Raw genomic sequence first — 18,845 nt, forward strand, 5'->3', positions numbered from 1 at the left:
GCCGTCCGGCGCGGCGAGCGTCAAGGACGCGCGGGCAGCCCAGGCATGCCGTGCCCCCCTCCCGGCGCGCCGCGCCGCCCCCATGCGAGGCCTATTTGAAGATCGACCGATAGCCTTGCAGCTCGCGGAACTGCGCCTCGAGGCGCGCCTCGCGCTCGGAGATCGGCTTCTCCTTCGGCAGCTCGTACCAGAAGCCGATGTGCCCGCCGACCTCGGCGATCGCGTTGCGGCCCGCCACCGTGGCCCCGGCGCCGACGGCCACGCGCAGGTTGTCCGTCACCTGCCGCACCACGCTGCCAGACACCTTGTGATAGCTGACGTCGCCGCCGATCTCGAACGTGGAGAAGGTCTGCGCCAGGATCATCCAGTTCGGCAGCACCTGGGCGCCGAGGGTGAGGTCGACCTTCAGCTCATCCGGCGCCTCCGCCTCGAACCGGGCACGATAGGCGACCTGCGCGTCGGCGAAGACGGGCTTGTCCATGATCGTCGTGCCGTAGCCGGCCAGCGCGCGCACCTCCAACGCCGGGCCGTCGTTGGGCTTCTCGTCCCCCGCGGTGGAGTAGCCGCCGGAGAAGGCGGTGATCTCCGTCGACGCGACCCACAACGGACCTTGGAAGAGGCGAATCCGCGCCCCGCCCGCGACGGAGGCGAAGGTCTGCGGCTCGGGGGCGATCAGCGTGGGGGTGATCTCCCGCTCGATCTGCTCGTCCGTCATCTCGCCGCGCACCACCGCGGTCAGCCACGGGCGCAGGCCGTATTCCAACGCCGCCGACAGGGTGAGCTTCTGGTATTCCGGCACGGCGACGAGGTTGCCGCTGCCGTCGAACCCGTGGTCCCCGTAGGTGAAACTGGAGGTGATGTAGGTGTTCGTCTCGCCCTGCTCGAGCGTCCAGGCGCCGGCCAGCGCGGAGGTGGTGGCGCAACCGGCGATCAGGGCAGCAAGGGCAATCCGCATGGCGCGCTCCCGCTCACCTGTGGATGAATACAATCTATGATTTACCCATACAGCAACCCGATGTTGAATGACAGTGGCGCTTTTGCAACCTCCGGAAGCAGTTTGGCGGCGGGTGGTTCACCCCCTTGTGCGGGGCGGGCGACATTGTATGGTGCCCCGCCTGCGAGACGGGCCGGTCAGGCCCGTGCGCCCGGCCGGGCCATCCCCCAGCTCGGCTTCGAATGGGCGCATCTTGCATCGCGAGAGTGGCGGAATCGGTAGACGCAGACGACTCAAAATCGTCCGCCGCAAGGCTTGGGGGTTCGAGTCCCCCCTCTCGCACCACTCGCTCCGATCACGCCGGATCACCAGGGCCCCGCGCGGGGACGGCCGGCCCGCGGCCGACCGACGGCCGACGGCCGACGCACCAGGATCGGGCGCGCCGCTACGCCAGGGCCGCGGGGCCGAATGTGGCGCGGGCGCGGGCGGGAACCGCCAGCAGCAACGTGAACCCGCGGGCGCCGAGGAAGACCAGCAACGCCAGCCACAGGCCGTGATTGCCCAGGAGCGGCACCGCCACCGCCCACACCGCGAAGAACGCCAGCGCCGACACGACCATCATGTTGCGCATCATCACCGACCACGTCGCGCCGATGTAGATGCCGTCCATGATGAAGGCCAGCGCCCCGACGATCGGCGTCGCCGCCGCCCAGCCGAGATAGACGAGGCTCATCGCCCGCACCTCCGGCGAGGTCGTCAGCGCGTAGACGAACGCTTCGCCGAAGACGAGCGCCGCGGCCGAGAGGGTCGCCGCCATCGCGATGCCGATCACCACCGACAGGCGCACCGTGCGGTCGAACGCGGGCCGATAGTTGGCGCCGACCGAGCGGCCGGCGAGTTGCTCGGACGCGGTGGCCAGCCCGTCGAGGAAGTAGCCGCCGAGAAGGAAGACGTTGAGGAGGATGGCATTGGCCGCGAGCGTGACGTCGCCGAAGCGCGCCCCGACCGCGGAGAAGAACGAAAAGGTGCCGATGAGCAGCATCGAGCGGATGAAGATGTCGCGGTTGACCGCCATCATCCGGAAGAAGCCGGCGCGCTCCAGCACCGCGGCGAGCGCCGGGCGCGGCCGGCGGCCGAGCGCGCGCCCCACGACCACGGCGCCCAGCGCCAGCGTCACCGCCTCGGCGAGGACCGAGGCCGCCGCCGCCCCGGCGACGCCGTAGCCCAGCCCCATGACCATCCACACCGAAGCGGTGATGTTGACGAGCGCCGTCACCACCTGCAGCATCAGGCCGACGCGCGAGCGCCCCAATCCCAGCAGCCAGCCGAGAATCGCGTAGTTGCCCAGCATCAGCGGCATGGCGAAGACGCGGACGGTGAAATAGTCGCGCGTGGCCGAGGCCACCGCCTCGGACGGTCCCATGGCGAGAAGGAAGAGGTCGAGCATCGGCCGGCGCAGGAGGACGATCAGGACGCCCGCGACCGCCGCGAAGAGCAGCGCCCGCCACAGCACCATCGCCTCCGCCTCGCGGTCCTCGGCGCCCATCGCCTGGGCGACGAGGCCGGTGGTGCCCGAGCGCAGGAAGTTGAGGCTGACGCCCAGGAAGTCGAACAGCAGCGCACCGAGCGCGACGGCGCCGAGGAGGGCCGCGTCGCCCAGCTGGCCGATCACCGCGACGTCGACGATGCCGATCAGCGGCGTGGACAGGTAGGCGAGCGTCATCGGCACGGCGATCCCGGCGACCGTGCGCACGGTCACTGCGAAGGGCCGAGGCGTTCGACTGACGGTGATCATGATTTGTCCTCGTTCGCCCGCTCATCGCGCCCTGCGCGTCCCGAGGCAAGACCTGCAACCCCACATTCCACCAGCCGGCGGCGCGCCTCTGCCGCGCGCCGCGCCTCGCCGCCGGGCTGCGGGAGCGGCAACTCCGGGGCAGGCTCGGTCGCCGGACGCCGATGCGCCCCGGCAGGTGACCGTCGCAGCCTCCTCGGCGACGGGTCGCGAGGTATTTGTTAGTCCGCTGTAATAACGCGCTTTTCCCGCAACTTCCCGCGGCATTGGGGCGGCCGGGAGCGAGAGCGGCGGTTGACAGGGGGGCAGGGCGTCCGCATAATCTTATAAAGATTTCTTTATGTGGAAGTGCGCACGATGGATGCCGGCTCCTCCGGTAGTGGACACGAAACGCTCGTCGCGGCTCTGCGGGCCGCGGGCGAGACGACACGCCTGCGCATCCTCTCCCTCCTCAGCGACTCCGATCTGACGGTAAAGGACCTCACGCTCATCCTCGGCCAAAGCCAGCCCCGTATCTCCCGCCACCTCAAGCTGTTGGCGGACGCCGGCCTCGTCGCCCGTTCGGCGGAGGGCGCGTTCGCCTTCTATCGCCTGGCCGACACCGGCGCCGGCACCCGCCTCGCCGAGGCGCTCCTCGCCCAGCTCGACCCCGACGATCCGATCCACCAGCGCGACCGCGAGCGGCGCAGCGGCATCCGTGCCGCCAAGGCCGCCGCCGCGGCGGACTACTTCGCCACCAACGCCGAGGTGTGGGACCGCATCCGCTCCCTCCATGTACCGGAGGCCGAGGTCGAAGCCGCGATCCGCGCCATCCTCGGCGAGAAGCCGATCCGCAACCTGCTCGACGTCGGAACCGGCACCGGCCGGATGCTGGAGCTGATGGCCCCGCACGCCCAGCGCACCCTGGGTGTCGACGCCAGCGCGGCGATGCTCTCGGTGGCGCGCGCCAATCTCGCCAAGGCCGGCGTCGCCAACGCGCGCCTCGCCCAGGACGACATCTACGCCCTCTCCGCGGGCGCCGACCGGTTCGACGTCGTCCTCATCCACCAGGTGCTGCATTATCTCGACGATCCCGGCCGCGCGCTCGCCGAAGCGGCGCGCGCCCTCGCCCCCGGCGGGCGCCTGCTGGTGGTCGACTTCGCCCCCCATACCTTGGAGGAGCTGCGTCTCAAGGACCAGCACCGCCGCCTCGGCATCGCCGACAGCGAGATGGCCGACTGGCTCCAGAGCGCCGGTCTCGTCAGCGTCGCCACCCAGCGCCTCACCGGCGCGGACGCCAGCGACACGCTCACCGTCACCCTGTGGCTCGCCAAGGACCCCCGCATCATTTCCGACGACATTCGCCAAGAGGAAGGCGCCTACGCATGACCCGGGTTTCGTTCGAGTTCTTCCCCCCCAAATCCGACGCCATGGAAGAGACGCTTTGGGCCACCATCAAGAAGCTGGAGCCGCTGGAGCCGGATTTCGTCTCGGTCACCTACGGCGCGGGCGGCTCGACGCGTGAGCGCACCCACCGCACGGTGAAGCGCATCGCCGACGAGACGAACCTCAAGGCCGCCGCCCACCTCACCTGCGTCGCCGCTTCCAAGGAGGAGGTGAACGCCGTCATCCACGACTATTGGGACGCGGGCGTGCGCCACATCGTGGCCCTGCGCGGCGACATGCCCGAGGGGCCCGGCACCCCCTATCAGGCGCACGCCGACGGCTACGCCAACGGTGCCGAGCTGACCGCCGGCATCAAGGCGATCGCCCCGTTCGAGGTGTCCGTCGGCTGCTACCCCGAGTGCCACCCCGACTCGGCCGACTGGGAGGCCGACATCGACATGCTGGAGCAGAAGGTCGACGCCGGCGCCGACCGCGCGATCACCCAGTTCTTCTTCGACAACGCGCTGTTCGATGCCTACCGCGAGCGCATCGCCAAACGCGGCATCGAGGTGAACCTCGTGCCGGGGATCATGGCGGTGCACTCCTTCAAGCAGGTGAAGCGCTTCGCCGACATGTGCGGCGCCTCGGTGCCGGACCGCCTCGCCTCGCGCTTCGAGGGCCTCGAGGACGACGCCGAGCAGCGCATGCTGGTGTCCGCCGCCATCGCCGCCGAGCAGGTGCTCGACCTGCAGGCCCGCGGTGTCGACACCTTCCATTTTTATACGATGAACCGCGCCGAGCTCGTCTACGCGCTGTGCCGCCTCATCGGGATCAACCCGGCGACGCAGCCGGCCGCCGCGGCTTGACCGGAGTTTCTATGAGCCACCCCATTCTCGAGGCCGCGAAAAAACGCATTCTGATCATCGACGGTGCCATGGGCACGATGATCCAGAAGGAGAAGTTCGACGAGGACGCCTTCGTCGGCGCCCACGGCGGATGTGGCTGCCACATCCATTCGGACCATGCGCAATCCGGCAACAACGACCTCCTGTCGCTGACCCAGCCGGACACGATCGAGAAGATCCACCGCCAGTACCTGGAGGCGGGGGCCGACATCGTCGCGACGAACACGTTCTCGTCGACCCGCATCGCCCAGGGCGACTACGGGCTGGAGGACCGCGTCTACGACCTCAACGTCGGCTCGGCGCAGGTCGCCAAGCGGGCGGCGGAAGCGGTGACGGCGGCCAACCCCGACCGCCCGCGCTGGGTCGCCGGCGCGATGGGGCCGACCAACCGCACGCTGTCGATCTCGCCCGACGTCAACGATCCCGGCTACCGCGCCGTCACCTTCCAGGACGTGGTGGCGAGCTACGAGGAGGCCGCGCGCGGCCTGCTCGACGGCGGCGTCGACTTCCTCCTCGTCGAGACCATCTTCGACACCCTGAACGCCAAGGCGGCGATCTTCGCGATCGAGACGCTGTTCGCGAACGGCGGGCGCCGCGTCCCGGTGATGATCTCCGGAACGATCACCGACCGCTCCGGCCGCACCCTGTCCGGCCAGACGCCGCAGGCTTTCTGGCATTCGGTGATGCACGCGAAGCCGCTGTCGATCGGCCTCAACTGCGCGCTCGGCGCCAACGAGATGCGCCCGCACATCGCCGAGATCGCCAAGGTCGCCGACGCGCTGACCTGCGTCTACCCGAACGCCGGCCTCCCCAACGAGATGGGCGAGTACGACGAGAGCCCGGCCTACATGGCCCGCCAGCTCAAGGACTTCGCGGACGAGGGGCTGCTCAACATCGTCGGCGGCTGCTGCGGTACCACGCCCGACCACATCGCCGCCATCGCCGACACCGTGGCGCGCTACGCCCCGCGCGAAGTGCCCGAGCGCCGGCCGCTGATGAGCCTCTCCGGCCTGGAGCCCTTCGTGCTGACGCCGGAGATCCCGTTCGTCAACGTCGGCGAGCGGACCAACGTCACCGGCTCGGCCCGCTTCCGCAAGCTGATCAAGGAAGGCGACTACGCCACCGCGCTCGACGTCGCCCGCGACCAGGTCGAGAACGGCGCCCAGATCATCGACGTCAACATGGACGAGGGGCTGCTCGACTCGAAAGAGGCGATGGCGGTCTTCATGCGCCTGATCGCCTCCGAACCGGACATCGCGCGCGTGCCGGTGATGGTGGATTCGTCCAAGTGGGAGGTCATCGAGGAGGGGCTGCGCAACGTCCAGGGCAAGGCGATCGTCAACTCGATCTCGCTCAAGGAAGGCGAAGCGCAGTTCCTGGAGCAGGCCGAGCTGGTCCGCCGCTACGGTGCCGCCGCGGTCGTCATGGCGTTCGACGAGACCGGCCAGGCCGACACCTACCAGCGCAAGATCGAGATCTGCGAGCGCGCCTACAAGCTCCTGACCAAACACGGCTTTCCGCCGGAAGACATCATCTTCGACCCGAACATCTTCGCGGTGGCGACGGGCATCGAGGAGCACAACAACTACGGCAACGACTTCATCAACGCGACGCGTTGGATCTCCGAGAATCTGCCGCACGCCCACATCTCGGGCGGCGTCTCCAACCTCTCGTTCTCGTTCCGCGGCAACGAGCAGGTGCGCGAGGCGATGCACTCGGTGTTCCTGTACCACGCCATCAAGGTCGGCATGGACATGGGCATCGTGAACGCCGGCCAGCTCGCGGTGTACGACGACCTCGACACCGAGCTGCGCGAGCTGTGCGAGGACGTGGTGCTGAACCGGCGCGACGACGCCACCGAGCGCATGCTGGAGGCGGCCGAACGCTGGAAGGGCGGCGCCGGAGCGGCCCGCGTGAAGGACCTCACCTGGCGCGAGGCCCCGGTCGAGGAACGGCTCAGCCACGCGCTGGTGCACGGCATCACCGAGTGGATCGAGGCCGACACCGAGGAGGCCCGGCAGAAGGCCGAGAAGCCGCTGCACGTCATCGAAGGCCCGCTGATGGCCGGCATGAACGTCGTCGGCGACCTCTTCGGCTCGGGCAAGATGTTCCTGCCGCAGGTGGTGAAGTCCGCCCGCGTGATGAAGCAGGCCGTCGCCTACCTGATGCCGTACATGGAGGCCGAGAAGGCGGGCCAGCGCCAGACCGCCGGCAAGATCCTGCTCGCCACCGTGAAGGGCGACGTGCACGACATCGGCAAGAACATCGTCGGCGTCGTGTTGCAGTGCAACAACTTCGACGTGATCGACCTCGGCGTGATGGTCCCCTCCGCCAAGATCCTGGAGACCGCCAAGCAAGAGAACGTCGACATCATCGGCCTGTCGGGCCTCATCACCCCGTCGCTCGACGAGATGGTGTCGGTCGCCGGCGAGATGCAGCGCAGCGGGTTCGACGTGCCGCTCCTGATCGGCGGGGCCACCACCTCGAAGATCCACACCGCGGTGAAGATCAACCCGAACTACTCCGCCGGCCAGACCGTCTACGTCACCGACGCGTCGCGGGCGGTGGGCGTATGCTCGCGGCTGATGGGAGACCGGGCGACCTACGCGACCGAGATCCGCACCGACTACGAAAAGACCGCCGAGCGCTACCTCAAGGGTCAGGGCGAGAAGAAGCGCACGCCGATCGCCGAGGCGCGCCGCAACGCCTTCCGGATCGACTGGTCGGCCTACACGCCGCCGGTGCCGGTCGAGACCGGGCTCAAGAACATCGAAGTGCCGATCCAGACGCTGGTGTCCTACATCGACTGGACGCCGTTCTTCTCGGCCTGGGAGATGAAGGGCATCTACCCGGCGATCCTGAACGACGAGCGCTTCGGCGAGCAGGCGACCAAGCTGTTCGACGACGCGCAGAAGATGCTCGCCGACATCGTCTCGAACAAATGGCTGAAGGCGAAGGGCGTCGTCGGCGTCTGGGGCGCGCAGGCGGACGGGGACGACATCGTCATCTCCGACGGCGGGCGCGAGGTCGGCCGCTTCCATACCCTGCGCCAGCAGATGCCGAAGTCGGACGGGCGCGCCAACGTCGCCCTGTCGGACTTCATCGCACCGGTGGGCGGACCGGCCGACTATCTCGGCGGGTTCACGGTGACCGCGGGCGTCGGCGAGGACGACATCGTCGCCCGCTTCGTCCAGAAGGGCGACGACTACGGCAAAATCCTCTTCCAGTCGCTCGCCGACCGGCTCGCCGAGGCCTTCGCCGAGTACGCCCACATGCGCATGCGCCGCACGATCTGGGGTTACGCGGCCGACGAGACGCTGACACCGCAGGAAATGATCGCCGAGGCCTACCGCGGCATCCGCCCTGCGCCGGGCTACCCCGCCCAGCCCGACCACACCGAGAAGGAGACGCTGTTCCGTCTCCTCGAAGCCGAGGCGCGCACCGGCGTGACGCTGACGGAGAGCTTCGCCATGTGGCCGGCCTCGTCGGTCAGCGGCATCTACTTCTCGCATCCGGACAGCTTCTATTTCGGTGTCGGCAAGATCGAGAAGGATCAGATCGAGGACTACGCGAGACGCAAGGGTTGGGACATCGACACCTGCGAACGGTGGCTCGCGCCGATCCTCAACTACGTCCCAGGTGCCGTGAAAGCGGCGGCCTGAGGCACGCGCGGTGGGACGGTCCGCCACGGTCCACCGCGCGACTTGTTCGAGCCGGCGAAAGCGGCTCAAGCGGCCGGGAGGCTCCCTCCCGGTTCGTGACCGGATCCCCGGTGCCGTCCTCGCGACGGCCTGAGGTGCGCGCGGTGGGACGGTCCGCCACGGTCCACCGCGCGATCCGACCAGCCGCCTCGCGGGCCACCCGCGGGGCGGCTTTTCGTCGCCCGGCTGTCAGGAGAGGCGTGCGGTCAGCACCTTGAGGCTGGCGAGGCCGAAGCCGGCGGCGAACACCCCCTCGAACCCGCGGCGGGCGCGAACATAGGCCCGCGTCATCGCCGGCACCGAGAAGAGCGTCGCGTACGTGGTGTTGACGAGGACGCTCTGCACGGTCAGCGCGGCGATCACCACCGCGAACTCGCCGGGCGTGGCGTCCCGCGGCACACCCATCGAGTAGATCGAGCCGATGAAGAAGATCGCCTTGGGGTTGGTGAGGTGCAAGGCCAGTCCCTTGCGGTAGACGGCGCCCGGCCCGCCGCTCATCGCGCGCGGGTGCAGCGCCCCGGCCGACAGCGCGGCGCGGGCCGACTTGACGGCCAGGACGGCGAGATAGGCCGCGCCGGCATAGCGCACGATCTCGAACACCCAGCCGTGCGCGGCCATCAGCGCGGCGAGGCCGAAGGCCGCCGCCAGCGACCAGATCAGTGATCCGGTCGAGATCCCGGCCGCCAGCGTCAGCCCCGCCCGGCGGCCGCGCGCCATCGCGGTCCCGGCGATGGCGAGCGTCGCCGGGCCGGGGCTCGCCATCGCGAGGAGCGCCGCCAGCAGGATGAGGGGCAGGTGGAGATGATCGCTCATGGGAACCTCGGCTGTCCGGCCTCCGGCGCGACCCGCCCGCAGACGCGGGGGGTGCGCCCGCACGCGGCGGGGGGTGCGCCCGCGGCCCGCATTGAAACCGCGCGAGGCGGCGCGATACTGTCCCCACTTCGCCGGCCTGTCGAGGGATGCCATGTTCGCCATCAAAGCCGTCAGCTACACCGACCCCGAGGCGCCGGCGCAGTTCGCCCGCTCGCTGCACGAGACCGGTTTCGCCGTCCTGAAGGATCACCCGATCACCCCCGACCGGATCGACCGCGCCTACGCCCAGTGGGGCGAGTTCTTCGCCGAGGAGACGAAGTTCGGCTTCAAGGTGCAGCCGCCGTCGCCGGAGGGATATTTCCCCTTCCGGTCGGAGAACGCCAAGGGATCCAAGGCGAAGGACCTCAAGGAGTTCTTCCAGGTCTATCCCAAGACCCCGCTGCCGGGCTCGGTCGAGCCCGTGACCCGTGCCCTCTACGACGACCTCTTCGGCCTCGGCGTCACGCTGCTGGAGTGGATCGAGACCAACACCCCGGCGGACGTGCGCGCGACCTTCGCCGAGCCGTTGCCCGACATGCTGCGCGGGTCGGACAACTCGATGTTCCGCATCCTGCACTATCCGGCGCAGGCCGGTGAGCCGCCCGAGCCCGGCGCCACCCGTGCCGCCGCCCACGAGGACATCAACCTCATCACCCTGCTGCTCGCCGGCTCCGCGCCCGGCCTGCAGGCACAGGACCGCACCGGCGAGTGGCACGAGGTGCCGTGCGATTCCGGCATGATCGCAGTCAACATCGGCGACATGCTGCAACTCGCCTCGGGCGGCTACTATCCGTCCACCACGCACCGTGTGATCAATCCGGAGGGGGGCGCAGGCGGCGCGCGGTTCTCGATGCCGATGTTCATCCACCCCCGCTCCGAGGTGCCTTTGAGCCCGGAGAAGACCGCCGGCGCCTACCTGATGGAGCGCCTGAAGGAGATCGGCCTCGCCTGAGCCCGGCCGGGCGGCGGGACGAACTCGTATCGTGGCCCTGGCCGGCGACTTGCTAGCCAAGCGGCCGGATCCGGCACTAGTGTCGAGAACAAGCAACTGGAGGGTTCAATGCTCAAGGCCGTTCTGGCCGGCGTCGCCGGTGCCGTCTTCGCCGTCTCCGTCCCCGCGACCGGGCACGCGCAGGACTTCAAGCCCGCCGTGGTGTTCGACATGGGCGGCAAGTTCGACAAGTCGTTCAACGAAGGCGTCTGGAACGGCGTCAAGCGCTTCATGGACGAGACCGGCGTCGAGGTGATGGAGTTCGAGGTCACCAACGAGACGCAGCGCGAGCAGGCGATCACCCGCATGGCCCAGCGCGGCGCGGACCTGGTGCTCGGCGTCGGCTTCGCGCAGGCCGACGCGATCGACAAGGTCGCCCAGGAATATCCCGACACCGAGTTCGCGATCATCGACGTCTACTGGCTCGACCAGCCGAACCTGCGCCAATACCGCTTCGAGGAGCACGAGGGGTCCTACCTCGCCGGCGTCGCCGCGGCGATGGCCTCCGAAAGCGGCACGGTCGGCTTCGTCGGCGGGATGGACGTGCCGCTGATCCGCAAGTTCGCCTGCGGATACGTGCAGGGCGTGATGGACACCAAGCCCGAAGCGACGGTGCTGCAGAACATGACCGGCACCACCCCCTCGGCCTGGAACGACCCGTCCAAGGGTGCCGAGCTGGCGCAGAGCCAGATCGACCGTGGGGCCGACGTCGTCTACCACGCCGCCGGCGGCACCGGCCTCGGCGTGATCCGCGCCACGGCGGACGCGGGCAAGCTCGCCATCGGCGTCGACTCCAATCAGGAGGACGTGGCGCCCGGCCAGGTGCTGACCTCGATGCTCAAGCGCGTCGACAATGCCGCATACGACACGCTGATGGACGCCATGAACGACGAGTTCACCCCCGGCATCGTCTCGCTGGGTCTGCAGGAGGAGGGCGTCGGCCTCGTCGAGAACGAGAAGAACGCCGCGCTCCTGACGCCGGAGATCCGCGAGGCGGTCGAGGCGGCGAAGGCCGGCATCATCTCGGGCGAGATCGAGGTGCACAACTACGAGGACGATCAGGGGTGCCCGGTCTGAGACCCGCGCACTCATGACCACCGGCGAAGCGCCGGCCATCGCGCTGGCCGGCATTTCGAAGCGCTTCGGCGCGGTCCAGGCGAACGACGACGTCTCGCTGACCGTCCGCGCCGGCTCCATCCATGGGATCATCGGCGAGAACGGGGCGGGCAAATCCACCCTGGTGTCGATCCTCTCGGGCCACTACCACGCCGATTCGGGCACGATCCGGCTCTTCGGCGAGGAGGTGAAGCTCGCCTCCAGCGCCGACGCGATCGCGCAGGGCATCGGCATGGTGCATCAGCACTTCATGCTGGTGCCGAACTTCACGGTCCTCGAAAACCTGATGCTCCAGACCGCGAAGGCGCCCTTTCTCAAGGCGAGCCGGGCGGAGGTGCGGGAGCGGCTGAAGGAGATCGAAGCGACCTACGGCCTGTCGGTCGATCCCGACGCGGTGGTCGAGCGGCTGCCTGTGGGGTTGCAGCAGCGTGTCGAGATCATCAAGGCGTTGCTGGCGGGCGGGCGCATCCTCATCCTCGACGAGCCGACCGGCGTGCTGACCCCGGACGAGACCGACCGCCTGTTCGACAGCCTGGCGACGCTCAAGGCCAAGGGCGTCACCATCCTCCTCATCACCCACAAGCTGCGCGAGATCATGGCTGCGACGGACGATGTCTCGGTCATGCGGCGCGGCCGGATGGTGGCCGAGCGGCGCACCGAGGACACGAATCGCGAGGAGCTGGCCGAGTTGATGGTCGGCCGCGCGGTGGCGACGGTCCGCAACCAGGGCACGCGCCCGGCCGGCGCCCCGGTGCTGATCGCGCAGGGGCTGACGGTTCGCGACGAGGCCGGCGTGACGCGCCTCGACGGCGTCTCCTTCGCGTTGCATGCGGGCGAGATCGTCGGCGTCGCGGGGGTCGCCGGCAACGGACAGTCGGAGCTGCTGGGCGTGCTGGCGGGGTTGGTCGAGCCGGCGGGCGGCACCTTCACCGTCGGCGGGCGGTCGGTCGGTCCCGGCTCGCCGGCGGATCCGAGCGAGATCCGCGCCCTCGGCGTCGCCCACGTGCCGGAGGACCGACGCCGCGAAGGCCTGGTGCTGCCGTTCGACATGAGCGAGAATTCGGTATTGGGATACCTCGACGAGGCACGCGCCCGCCGACGCTGGCTTCTCGAGACGCGCCGGATGCGCGCCCGCTGTCAGGCGCTGATGGACCGCTTCGACGTGCGTCCCGCCGACCCGCGCCTCGCCGCCGCCGGCTTCTCCGGCGGCAACCAGCAGAAGCTCGTCATCGCCCGCGAACACGGTGCCGCACCTCGCGTGCTGCTGGTCGGCCAGCCGACGCGGGGGGTCGACATCGGCGCCATCGAGTTCATCCACCGCGAGCTGCTGGCGCTCAGGGACGCGGGCTGCGCGATCCTCCTCGTCTCGGTCGAGCTCGACGAGATTCTGGCGCTCTCCGACCGGGTCATCGGCATGAACGGCGGGCGCATCGTCGGCACCGTGGCGGCGGCCGATGCCGACCGGCGCAACGTCGGTCTGATGATGGCGGGCATCGCCGGCTCGGCGGGCGCGCTGGAGGCCAGCGCGTGAGAGGCCCGCTCCCCGCCTGGGCGGACGTCTTCGTCATCCCGCTGCTCAACGTGGCGCTCGCCTTCGTCGTGGCGGGGCTGGTGGTGGCGCTGATCGGCGAGAATCCGGTCGAGGCGCTGGACGTCATGATCCAGGGCGCCTTCGTCTATCCCGGCAGCCTGGGCTACACGCTCTACTACGCCACCAACTTCGTCTTCACCGGGCTGGCGGTGGCGGTCGCCTTCCATGCCAGGCTGTTCAACATCGGCGGCGAGGGGCAGGCGGCGATGGGCGGGCTCGGCGCGGTCCTCGTGTGCCTGGCGCTCGACCCCTACCTGCCGGGCGTGATGGTGATCCCGGCGGCGATCCTGGGCGCGGCCTTGTTCGGCGGGGCGTGGGCGTTCCTGCCGGGGTTGCTGCAGGCGACCCGCGGCAGCCACGTCGTCATCACCACGATCATGTTCAACTTCATCGCCGCCGGCATCCTGGTGTGGCTCCTCACCGGCCCGCTGATCCGCCCCGGCCAGTCGACCCCGCAGACGCGCAACATCGCGCCCGACGCCACCATCCCGCAGTTCCACGAACTGGCGCGCGCGCTGGGCTTCGAGGCGTCCTCCTCGCCGCTCAATCTGTCGATCCTCCTGGCCCTGGCGGCGGCGGCGGGCGTGTGGGTGCTGATCTGGCGCACGCCGTTCGGCTTCCGCCTGCGCACGCTCGGCGAATCGGAGCCGGCGGCGCGCTATTCCGGCGTCTCGGTGCCGCGGATGGTGATCGTGACGATGGTCGTCTCCGGCGCCCTGGCCGGGCTGATGGCGACCAACGCGGTGCTGGGGGCACAGGAGAAGCTCGTCAACAACTATACCGCCGGGTTCGGCTTCACCGGCATCGCCGTGGCGCTGATGGGGCGCGCGCATCCGGTCGGCATCGTCATGGCGAGCCTCCTCTTCGGGGCGCTCTACCAGGGCGGCACGGAGCTCTCGTTCACCTACCAGACCCTGGACCGCAATGTCGTGCTGGTGCTGCAGGGCTTCATCATCCTCTTCTCCGGCGCGCTGGCGCACATGCTGGACGGGCCGCTGTCGCGCCTCTTCGCGCCGCGCACACGGCTGGCGCCGTCATGAGGCGGGCCTTGCACCGCCGCGCCCGCGGGTGCACCGTCGCGCCGTCAGAAATGGTGAGGGCGTGGCTTGGTTGGCGCGCCCCCCGCGCAGCGCGGGTCCAGGCCTTGCCGCGGCATGAGCCCCTTGACCCGACCCCGCCGCATGGTGCGCCGGGGAACGGGAAAGGACGTCTCGATGCAACACCAGATCTCCGTGATCACCCTCGGCGTGGACGACCTCGCCACCGCCAGCCGCTTCTACCAGGACGGTTTCGGCTGGGAGCCGGTCTTCCAGAACGAGGAGATCGTCTTCTACCAGATGAACGGCGTCATCCTGGGCACCTTCCTCGCCGCGTCGCTGGCGGCCGACATGAACCAGCCGGCGCCCTTCCAGAGGCCGGGTGCCTTCGCGCTGGCGCACAACGTGACCTCGGCGGACGGGGTGCAGCCGGTGATGGACGCGCTGCTGGCGGCGGGCGGCACCCTCTTGCGCGCAGCCGATGCGCCGCCGCACGGCGGCCTTCGCGGCTACGTGGCGGACCCGGACGGACACGCCTGGGAGATCGCCTGGCAGCCCATGGTGAAGATCGCCGCGGACGGGCGGGTCAGCTTCGAGTTCTGACCGGGCCGGCCGCGTCGCCGGCCCCGCCCGCATGGAGGGCCCGGCATGGCGGCTGAAATGTGGCTCGACGCCATGCAGATCCTGGCGAGCACCTTGCGGCTCGCCACGCCGCTGATCCTGTGCGCGATGGCCGGCATGTTCTCCGAGCGTGCCGGCATCGTCGACATCGGCCTCGAGGGCAAGCTCCTGATGGGGGCCTTCGCGGCCGCCGCCGTGACGAGCCTCACCGGGACCCCGTGGGCCGGGCTCGGCGCGGCCATCGCCGCCGCGGTCGCGCTGGCGCTGGTACACGGCTTCGCCTGCATCACCCACCGGGGCGACCACATCGTCTCCGGTGTCGCCATCAACATCCTCGCCTCGGGGCTGACGGTGGTGATCGGCATCGCGCTCTTCACCCAGGGCGGACAGACGCCGCCGCTGTCGCGTGACGAGCGCTTCGGCCCCATCACCCTGCCGTTCGAGGCCGGTGTGGCGGATGTCCCATGGTTCGGCCCGTTCTATTCGGAACTGCTGTCGGGCCACAATCTCCTGGTCTACGCCGCGCTGCTGGCGGTCCCGTTGGCCTCGCTGGTCCTGTTCTCGACGAGCTTCGGCCTGCGCCTGCGGGCCGTCGGCGAGGCGCCCGAGGCGGTCGATAGCGCGGGCTACTCGGTCGCCTGGCTGCGCTACCGGGCGATCATCATCACCGGCGTCCTGTGCGGCATCGCCGGGGCGTACCTGTCGACCGCGCACGGCGGCGGGTTCGTGCGCGAGATGAGCGCGGGCAAAGGCTACATCGCCCTGGCGGCCCTCATATTCGGCAAATGGCGCCCGCTGCCGACCCTGCTGGCGTGCCTGCTGTTCGGCGTGCTGGAAAGCTCCGCGGCGCGGCTGTCGGGGGTGTCCGTCCCGCTGGTCGGGCAAATTCCGATCGAGGTCATCCTCATCGCGCCTTATGTGCTGACCGTCGTTCTGCTGGCCGGATTCTTCGGCCGGGCGATCCCGCCGCGTGCGCTCGGCGTGCCGTATCTCAAGGAGCGGTGAGGCCGGCGCGGCGTCCGCGGGCCGGTCGTGCACAATCACGCAGATTGGCCCTTGAAGAGCGCGCGCGGCCGTGTGAAGAGCGTCGCCAACGTACCCGGCCAAACGAAAGCAAGCTGTTTTGCCAATGGTGCGTTAACCGTGGCTTGCTAATCCACAATCGAAATTTATGCGTCGGAGTCGCGTGAATGACTGAGTTCCGAACGAGGCGTTGGGTGACGCGGGGTATGACCGCCGCCCTCGTGGCAGTGGCGTTGGCCGGGTGCGCCCAAAAGCCGACGAACACCGGCGGCGCGGGTGCCGCCACGCCCGGCTCGCCGCAAGACTTTGCGGTCAACGTGGGCGACCGCGTGTTCTTCACCGTCGACTCGTCGGAGATCAACCCGACGGCGGCCGGCGTGCTGGACCGCCAGGCGACCTGGTTGCAGAAGTACTCGCAATACCAGATCACCATCGAAGGCCACGCCGACGAGCGCGGCACGCGCGAGTACAACATCGCGCTGTCCGCCCGCCGGGCCGAGGCCGCTCGCCGCTACCTCGCCGGCCGCGGCATCAATGCCGGCCGCATGCGGACCCTGTCCTTCGGCAAGGAACGCCCGGTCGCGGTGTGCGACAACGAGTCCTGCTGGAACCAGAACCGCCGCGCGGTCACTGTTCTGGGCGGTTAATTATGTTCCCCACGGCGTCGGCGCCCTATTTGCGGGGCTGACGTCGTGATGGAGAGTCCCATGCGCATCGTTCTGACGCTGATGATGGTCGCGTTGACCACCCCGGCGCTCTCTCTGCCGCGCTGGACCGCGGACGCCGACACCACGGTGACGGCGGTGCAGAACCGTTTTCTGCCGCGCTTCTTCGGTGACGGCGGAGAACAGCAGGAGGGCGGCGAGGCGAACTCCGAGCTGCGCATCCAGCAGCTGGAGACCCAGGTGCGGATGCTCACCGGCCAGGTCGAGCAGCTCACCTTCACCGTGCGCCGCCTGCAACAGCTGATCGAGGCCGGCGGCGCCGGTCAGACCAGCGGCGCCATCGGCACCGACCAGCGCGGCGCCGTGCAGCCCGGCGCCGGCGCGCCTCCGCGCTCCCTCGGCCAGGTTCCGGCGCAGCCCGCCCCGTCGTCGACCGTCGGGCAGGCCGCGCCGTCCAACACCTTCGGCCAGTCGGGCACCGGCCCGGTGGACCTGTCGGCGCTCAACGGCGACCTTTCGGCGACGCCGCCGCCGGCTTCGCCCACGCCCTCCACCCGGGCCGCGCCGAGCAATCCCGAACTCGACAAGGTGCGCGACCTGCAGCACTCGGGGCGCTTCGCGATGGCCGCGGACGCCGCGCGCACGGTGCTGACCGACAATCCGAGCGGCCCCGTGGCCGGCGAAGCCCGGTTCATGCTGGGCGAGGCCCTCTTGGCGCAGCGCGACTTTCGCGCCGCCGCCAACCAGTTTCTCGAGACCTACACGACGGACCCCAACGGGGCGCGGGCGGCCGAAAGTCTCCTGAAGCTGTCGACCTCGCTCAACGGGTTGGGCGAGAGCGAGGCGGCGTGCTCCTCGCTGGAAGAGCTGTTCGGCGCCTATCCGAACGTGAGCGGCAGCCTGCGCGCCCAGGCCGAGGCCGAGCGACGCACCGCAAACTGCGCTTGATCGCGGCCGCGACCGCTCCCGAGCTCGACCTTTCGCACGTCGACGCCGTCGGCGGTGCGCTCGGCGTCGCCGTCTCCGGCGGCGGCGATTCCGTCGCTCTCGCCGTGCTCCTGTGCCGAGCGCGGCCGCAGCGCGACATCACCCTCCTCACCGTGAACCACGGCCTGCGGCCCGAGGCGGCGGACGAATGCCGCTTCGTCGCCGCCCTCGGCGCCACCCTCGGCCGCCGGGTCGAGGTGCTGACGGCGGACGGGCCGCCCGTCGGCTCGCTCCAGGCCTGGGCGCGTGAGGCCCGTTACACGGCCCTGGCCGAGGCTGCCGCCACGCTCGGCCTCGCCGCCGTCGCGACCGCCCATACGGCGGACGACCAGGCCGAGACCATGCTCCTGCGCCTCGCCCGCGGCAGCGGCCTCAAAGGCCTGGCGGCGATGCGGCCGGATACCACCCATCACGGCCTGCGCATCCTGCGCCCCCTCCTCGGCACACGGCGCGAGACGCTGCGCGTCTTCCTGCGCGAGCGCGGCATCGCGTGGCGCGAGGATCCCTCCAACGACGACACGCGCTTCGACCGGATCGCCATGCGTGCCCTCGCCCCGGAGCTGGAGCGCGCCGGGCTCTCGACCACGCGTCTCGCCGCCACGGCGACGCACCTCGCCCGCGCCAGCGACCTGGTCGACACCCTCGCCGCCGAGCTCCTCGCCCGGGCCGCGCGGCGCCGCCGCACGGGCGCCACGGTCATCGCGCCGGCGCCGTGGTTCGCAGCGCACGAGGAGGTACGGCTGCGCGCGTTCGCCGAGGCGCTTCGCAGCACCGGCGGCCTCACGCACCCGCCGCGCTTCGCCACGCTGGCCGCGGCGGATGCGGCGCTGCGTCGCGGGGAGGCGACGACGCTGGGCCGCTGCCGCGCCGTTCCGCACGGTGCGTCGCTGGCGCTGTGGCGCGAGGCACGGGGGATCGAGGCGATCGCGGTAGCTCCCGGAGGCCGCGGCGTGTTCGACGGACGCTACGCCGTCGCGCTGCGGGCGAGCGCGCCCGAAGTGCGCGTCGCGGCGGCCGGGCCCGCGGGCCGCGCGTGGGCCGCACGGGACGAGGTCGGCGCCGCGGCCGAGACGATGCCGGCGGTTTTCGTGGCCGGCGCCCTGGTCGCGTTGCCGACGCTGGGCGTGCGTCGGCGCGACTGGCCCGCAAACGCGGCGATCGTGCGGCCCTTGCGTTGAGGTGCGCTCTTTGGTCCACTGGCTTCCATAACCGCCAAGTAGTTGGCACCAGACCCCGAAGTTCCTATGTTGTTGGCAGTCTCCGAG

General features: G+C 70.1%; 15 protein-coding genes and 1 tRNA gene. 13 read left to right on the forward strand and 3 right to left on the reverse strand.

Going from position 1 to position 18,845, the window contains the following annotated elements; all coding sequences use genetic code 11:
• Nucleotides 1-91: 91 nt before the first annotated feature.
• Nucleotides 92-955 carry a hypothetical protein gene (locus tag MRB58_RS09045; protein ID WP_244781390.1) on the reverse strand — a complete coding sequence of 288 codons (864 nt, stop codon included), beginning with the start codon at nucleotides 953-955 and terminating at the stop codon, nucleotides 92-94.
• Nucleotides 956-1,194: 239 nt separating this feature from the next.
• On the opposite strand from MRB58_RS09045, the gene MRB58_RS09050 reads away from it, so the two are divergent.
• Nucleotides 1,195-1,279, forward strand: a tRNA-Leu gene (locus MRB58_RS09050).
• 100 nt (nucleotides 1,280-1,379) lie between these two features.
• On the opposite strand, the gene MRB58_RS09055 is transcribed toward MRB58_RS09050, so the two are convergent.
• Complete coding sequence (locus MRB58_RS09055; RefSeq protein ID WP_244781391.1) at nucleotides 1,380-2,729, reverse strand: MATE family efflux transporter; 1,350 nt, start codon at nucleotides 2,727-2,729, stop codon at nucleotides 1,380-1,382.
• Nucleotides 2,730-3,068: 339 nt separating this feature from the next.
• On the opposite strand from MRB58_RS09055, the gene MRB58_RS09060 reads away from it, so the two are divergent.
• The 3 genes from MRB58_RS09060 to metH are packed head-to-tail and all read left to right on the forward strand — an operon-like array spanning nucleotide 3,069 to nucleotide 8,658.
• Nucleotides 3,069-4,094 (forward strand): ArsR/SmtB family transcription factor, encoded by a 1,026-nt coding sequence (locus MRB58_RS09060; protein WP_371747252.1) that lies wholly within the window; start codon nucleotides 3,069-3,071, stop codon nucleotides 4,092-4,094.
• Nucleotides 4,091-4,957: a methylenetetrahydrofolate reductase [NAD(P)H] gene (metF, locus tag MRB58_RS09065; protein ID WP_244781392.1), complete on the forward strand. Its 867-nt coding sequence runs from the start codon at nucleotides 4,091-4,093 to the stop codon at nucleotides 4,955-4,957. Before MRB58_RS09060 ends, metF begins: the two co-directional genes overlap by 4 nt.
• An 11-nt stretch (nucleotides 4,958-4,968) precedes the next feature.
• Nucleotides 4,969-8,658, forward strand: coding sequence for a methionine synthase (gene metH, locus MRB58_RS09070; protein WP_244781393.1), 3,690 nt, complete (start codon nucleotides 4,969-4,971; stop codon nucleotides 8,656-8,658).
• 228 nt (nucleotides 8,659-8,886) lie between these two features.
• Here the strand turns inward: metH and MRB58_RS09075 are convergent, their stop codons facing one another.
• Nucleotides 8,887-9,510, reverse strand: coding sequence for a LysE family translocator (locus MRB58_RS09075; protein ID WP_244781394.1), 624 nt, complete (start codon nucleotides 9,508-9,510; stop codon nucleotides 8,887-8,889).
• Nucleotides 9,511-9,661: 151 nt separating this feature from the next.
• On the opposite strand from MRB58_RS09075, the gene MRB58_RS09080 reads away from it, so the two are divergent.
• The 9 genes from MRB58_RS09080 (at nucleotide 9,662) to tilS (ending at nucleotide 18,758) form a co-directional block, all read left to right on the forward strand.
• Nucleotides 9,662-10,501 (forward strand): isopenicillin N synthase family oxygenase, encoded by an 840-nt coding sequence (locus MRB58_RS09080; protein ID WP_244781395.1) that lies wholly within the window; start codon nucleotides 9,662-9,664, stop codon nucleotides 10,499-10,501.
• 108 nt (nucleotides 10,502-10,609) lie between these two features.
• A complete protein-coding gene (locus MRB58_RS09085; protein WP_244781396.1) occupies nucleotides 10,610-11,617 on the forward strand; it encodes a BMP family protein in 1,008 nt (335 codons plus the stop codon).
• A 13-nt stretch (nucleotides 11,618-11,630) separates the two neighbouring features.
• The gene (locus MRB58_RS09090; protein WP_244781397.1) at nucleotides 11,631-13,187 is read left to right on the forward strand and encodes an ABC transporter ATP-binding protein; all 1,557 of its coding nucleotides are present in this window, start codon (nucleotides 11,631-11,633) and stop codon (nucleotides 13,185-13,187) included.
• On the forward strand, nucleotides 13,184-14,287 hold the full coding sequence (locus MRB58_RS09095) for an ABC transporter permease (protein ID WP_244781398.1): 1,104 nt from the start codon (nucleotides 13,184-13,186) through the stop codon (nucleotides 14,285-14,287). The genes MRB58_RS09090 and MRB58_RS09095 overlap by 4 nt, the downstream gene beginning before the upstream one ends.
• A gap of 174 nt (nucleotides 14,288-14,461) precedes the next feature.
• Nucleotides 14,462-14,887, forward strand: coding sequence for a VOC family protein (locus MRB58_RS09100; RefSeq protein ID WP_244781399.1), 426 nt, complete (start codon nucleotides 14,462-14,464; stop codon nucleotides 14,885-14,887).
• 45 nt (nucleotides 14,888-14,932) lie between these two features.
• Nucleotides 14,933-15,910, forward strand: a complete 978-nt coding sequence (locus MRB58_RS09105) for an ABC transporter permease (RefSeq protein ID WP_244781400.1) — start codon at nucleotides 14,933-14,935, stop codon at nucleotides 15,908-15,910.
• Between the two features lie 224 nt (nucleotides 15,911-16,134).
• A complete protein-coding gene (pal, locus tag MRB58_RS09110; protein ID WP_244781401.1) occupies nucleotides 16,135-16,575 on the forward strand; it encodes a peptidoglycan-associated lipoprotein Pal in 441 nt (146 codons plus the stop codon).
• Nucleotides 16,576-16,635: 60 nt separating this feature from the next.
• Nucleotides 16,636-17,541 (forward strand): tetratricopeptide repeat protein, encoded by a 906-nt coding sequence (locus MRB58_RS09115; protein ID WP_244781402.1) that lies wholly within the window; start codon nucleotides 16,636-16,638, stop codon nucleotides 17,539-17,541.
• Nucleotides 17,538-18,758, forward strand: coding sequence for a tRNA lysidine(34) synthetase TilS (gene tilS, locus MRB58_RS09120; protein WP_244781403.1), 1,221 nt, complete (start codon nucleotides 17,538-17,540; stop codon nucleotides 18,756-18,758). Before MRB58_RS09115 ends, tilS begins: the two co-directional genes overlap by 4 nt.
• The last annotated feature ends 87 nt before the right edge of the window (nucleotides 18,759-18,845 follow it).

This window comes from Acuticoccus sp. I52.16.1 (genome assembly GCF_022865125.1).
GTDB lineage: Bacteria > Pseudomonadota > Alphaproteobacteria > Rhizobiales > Amorphaceae > Acuticoccus.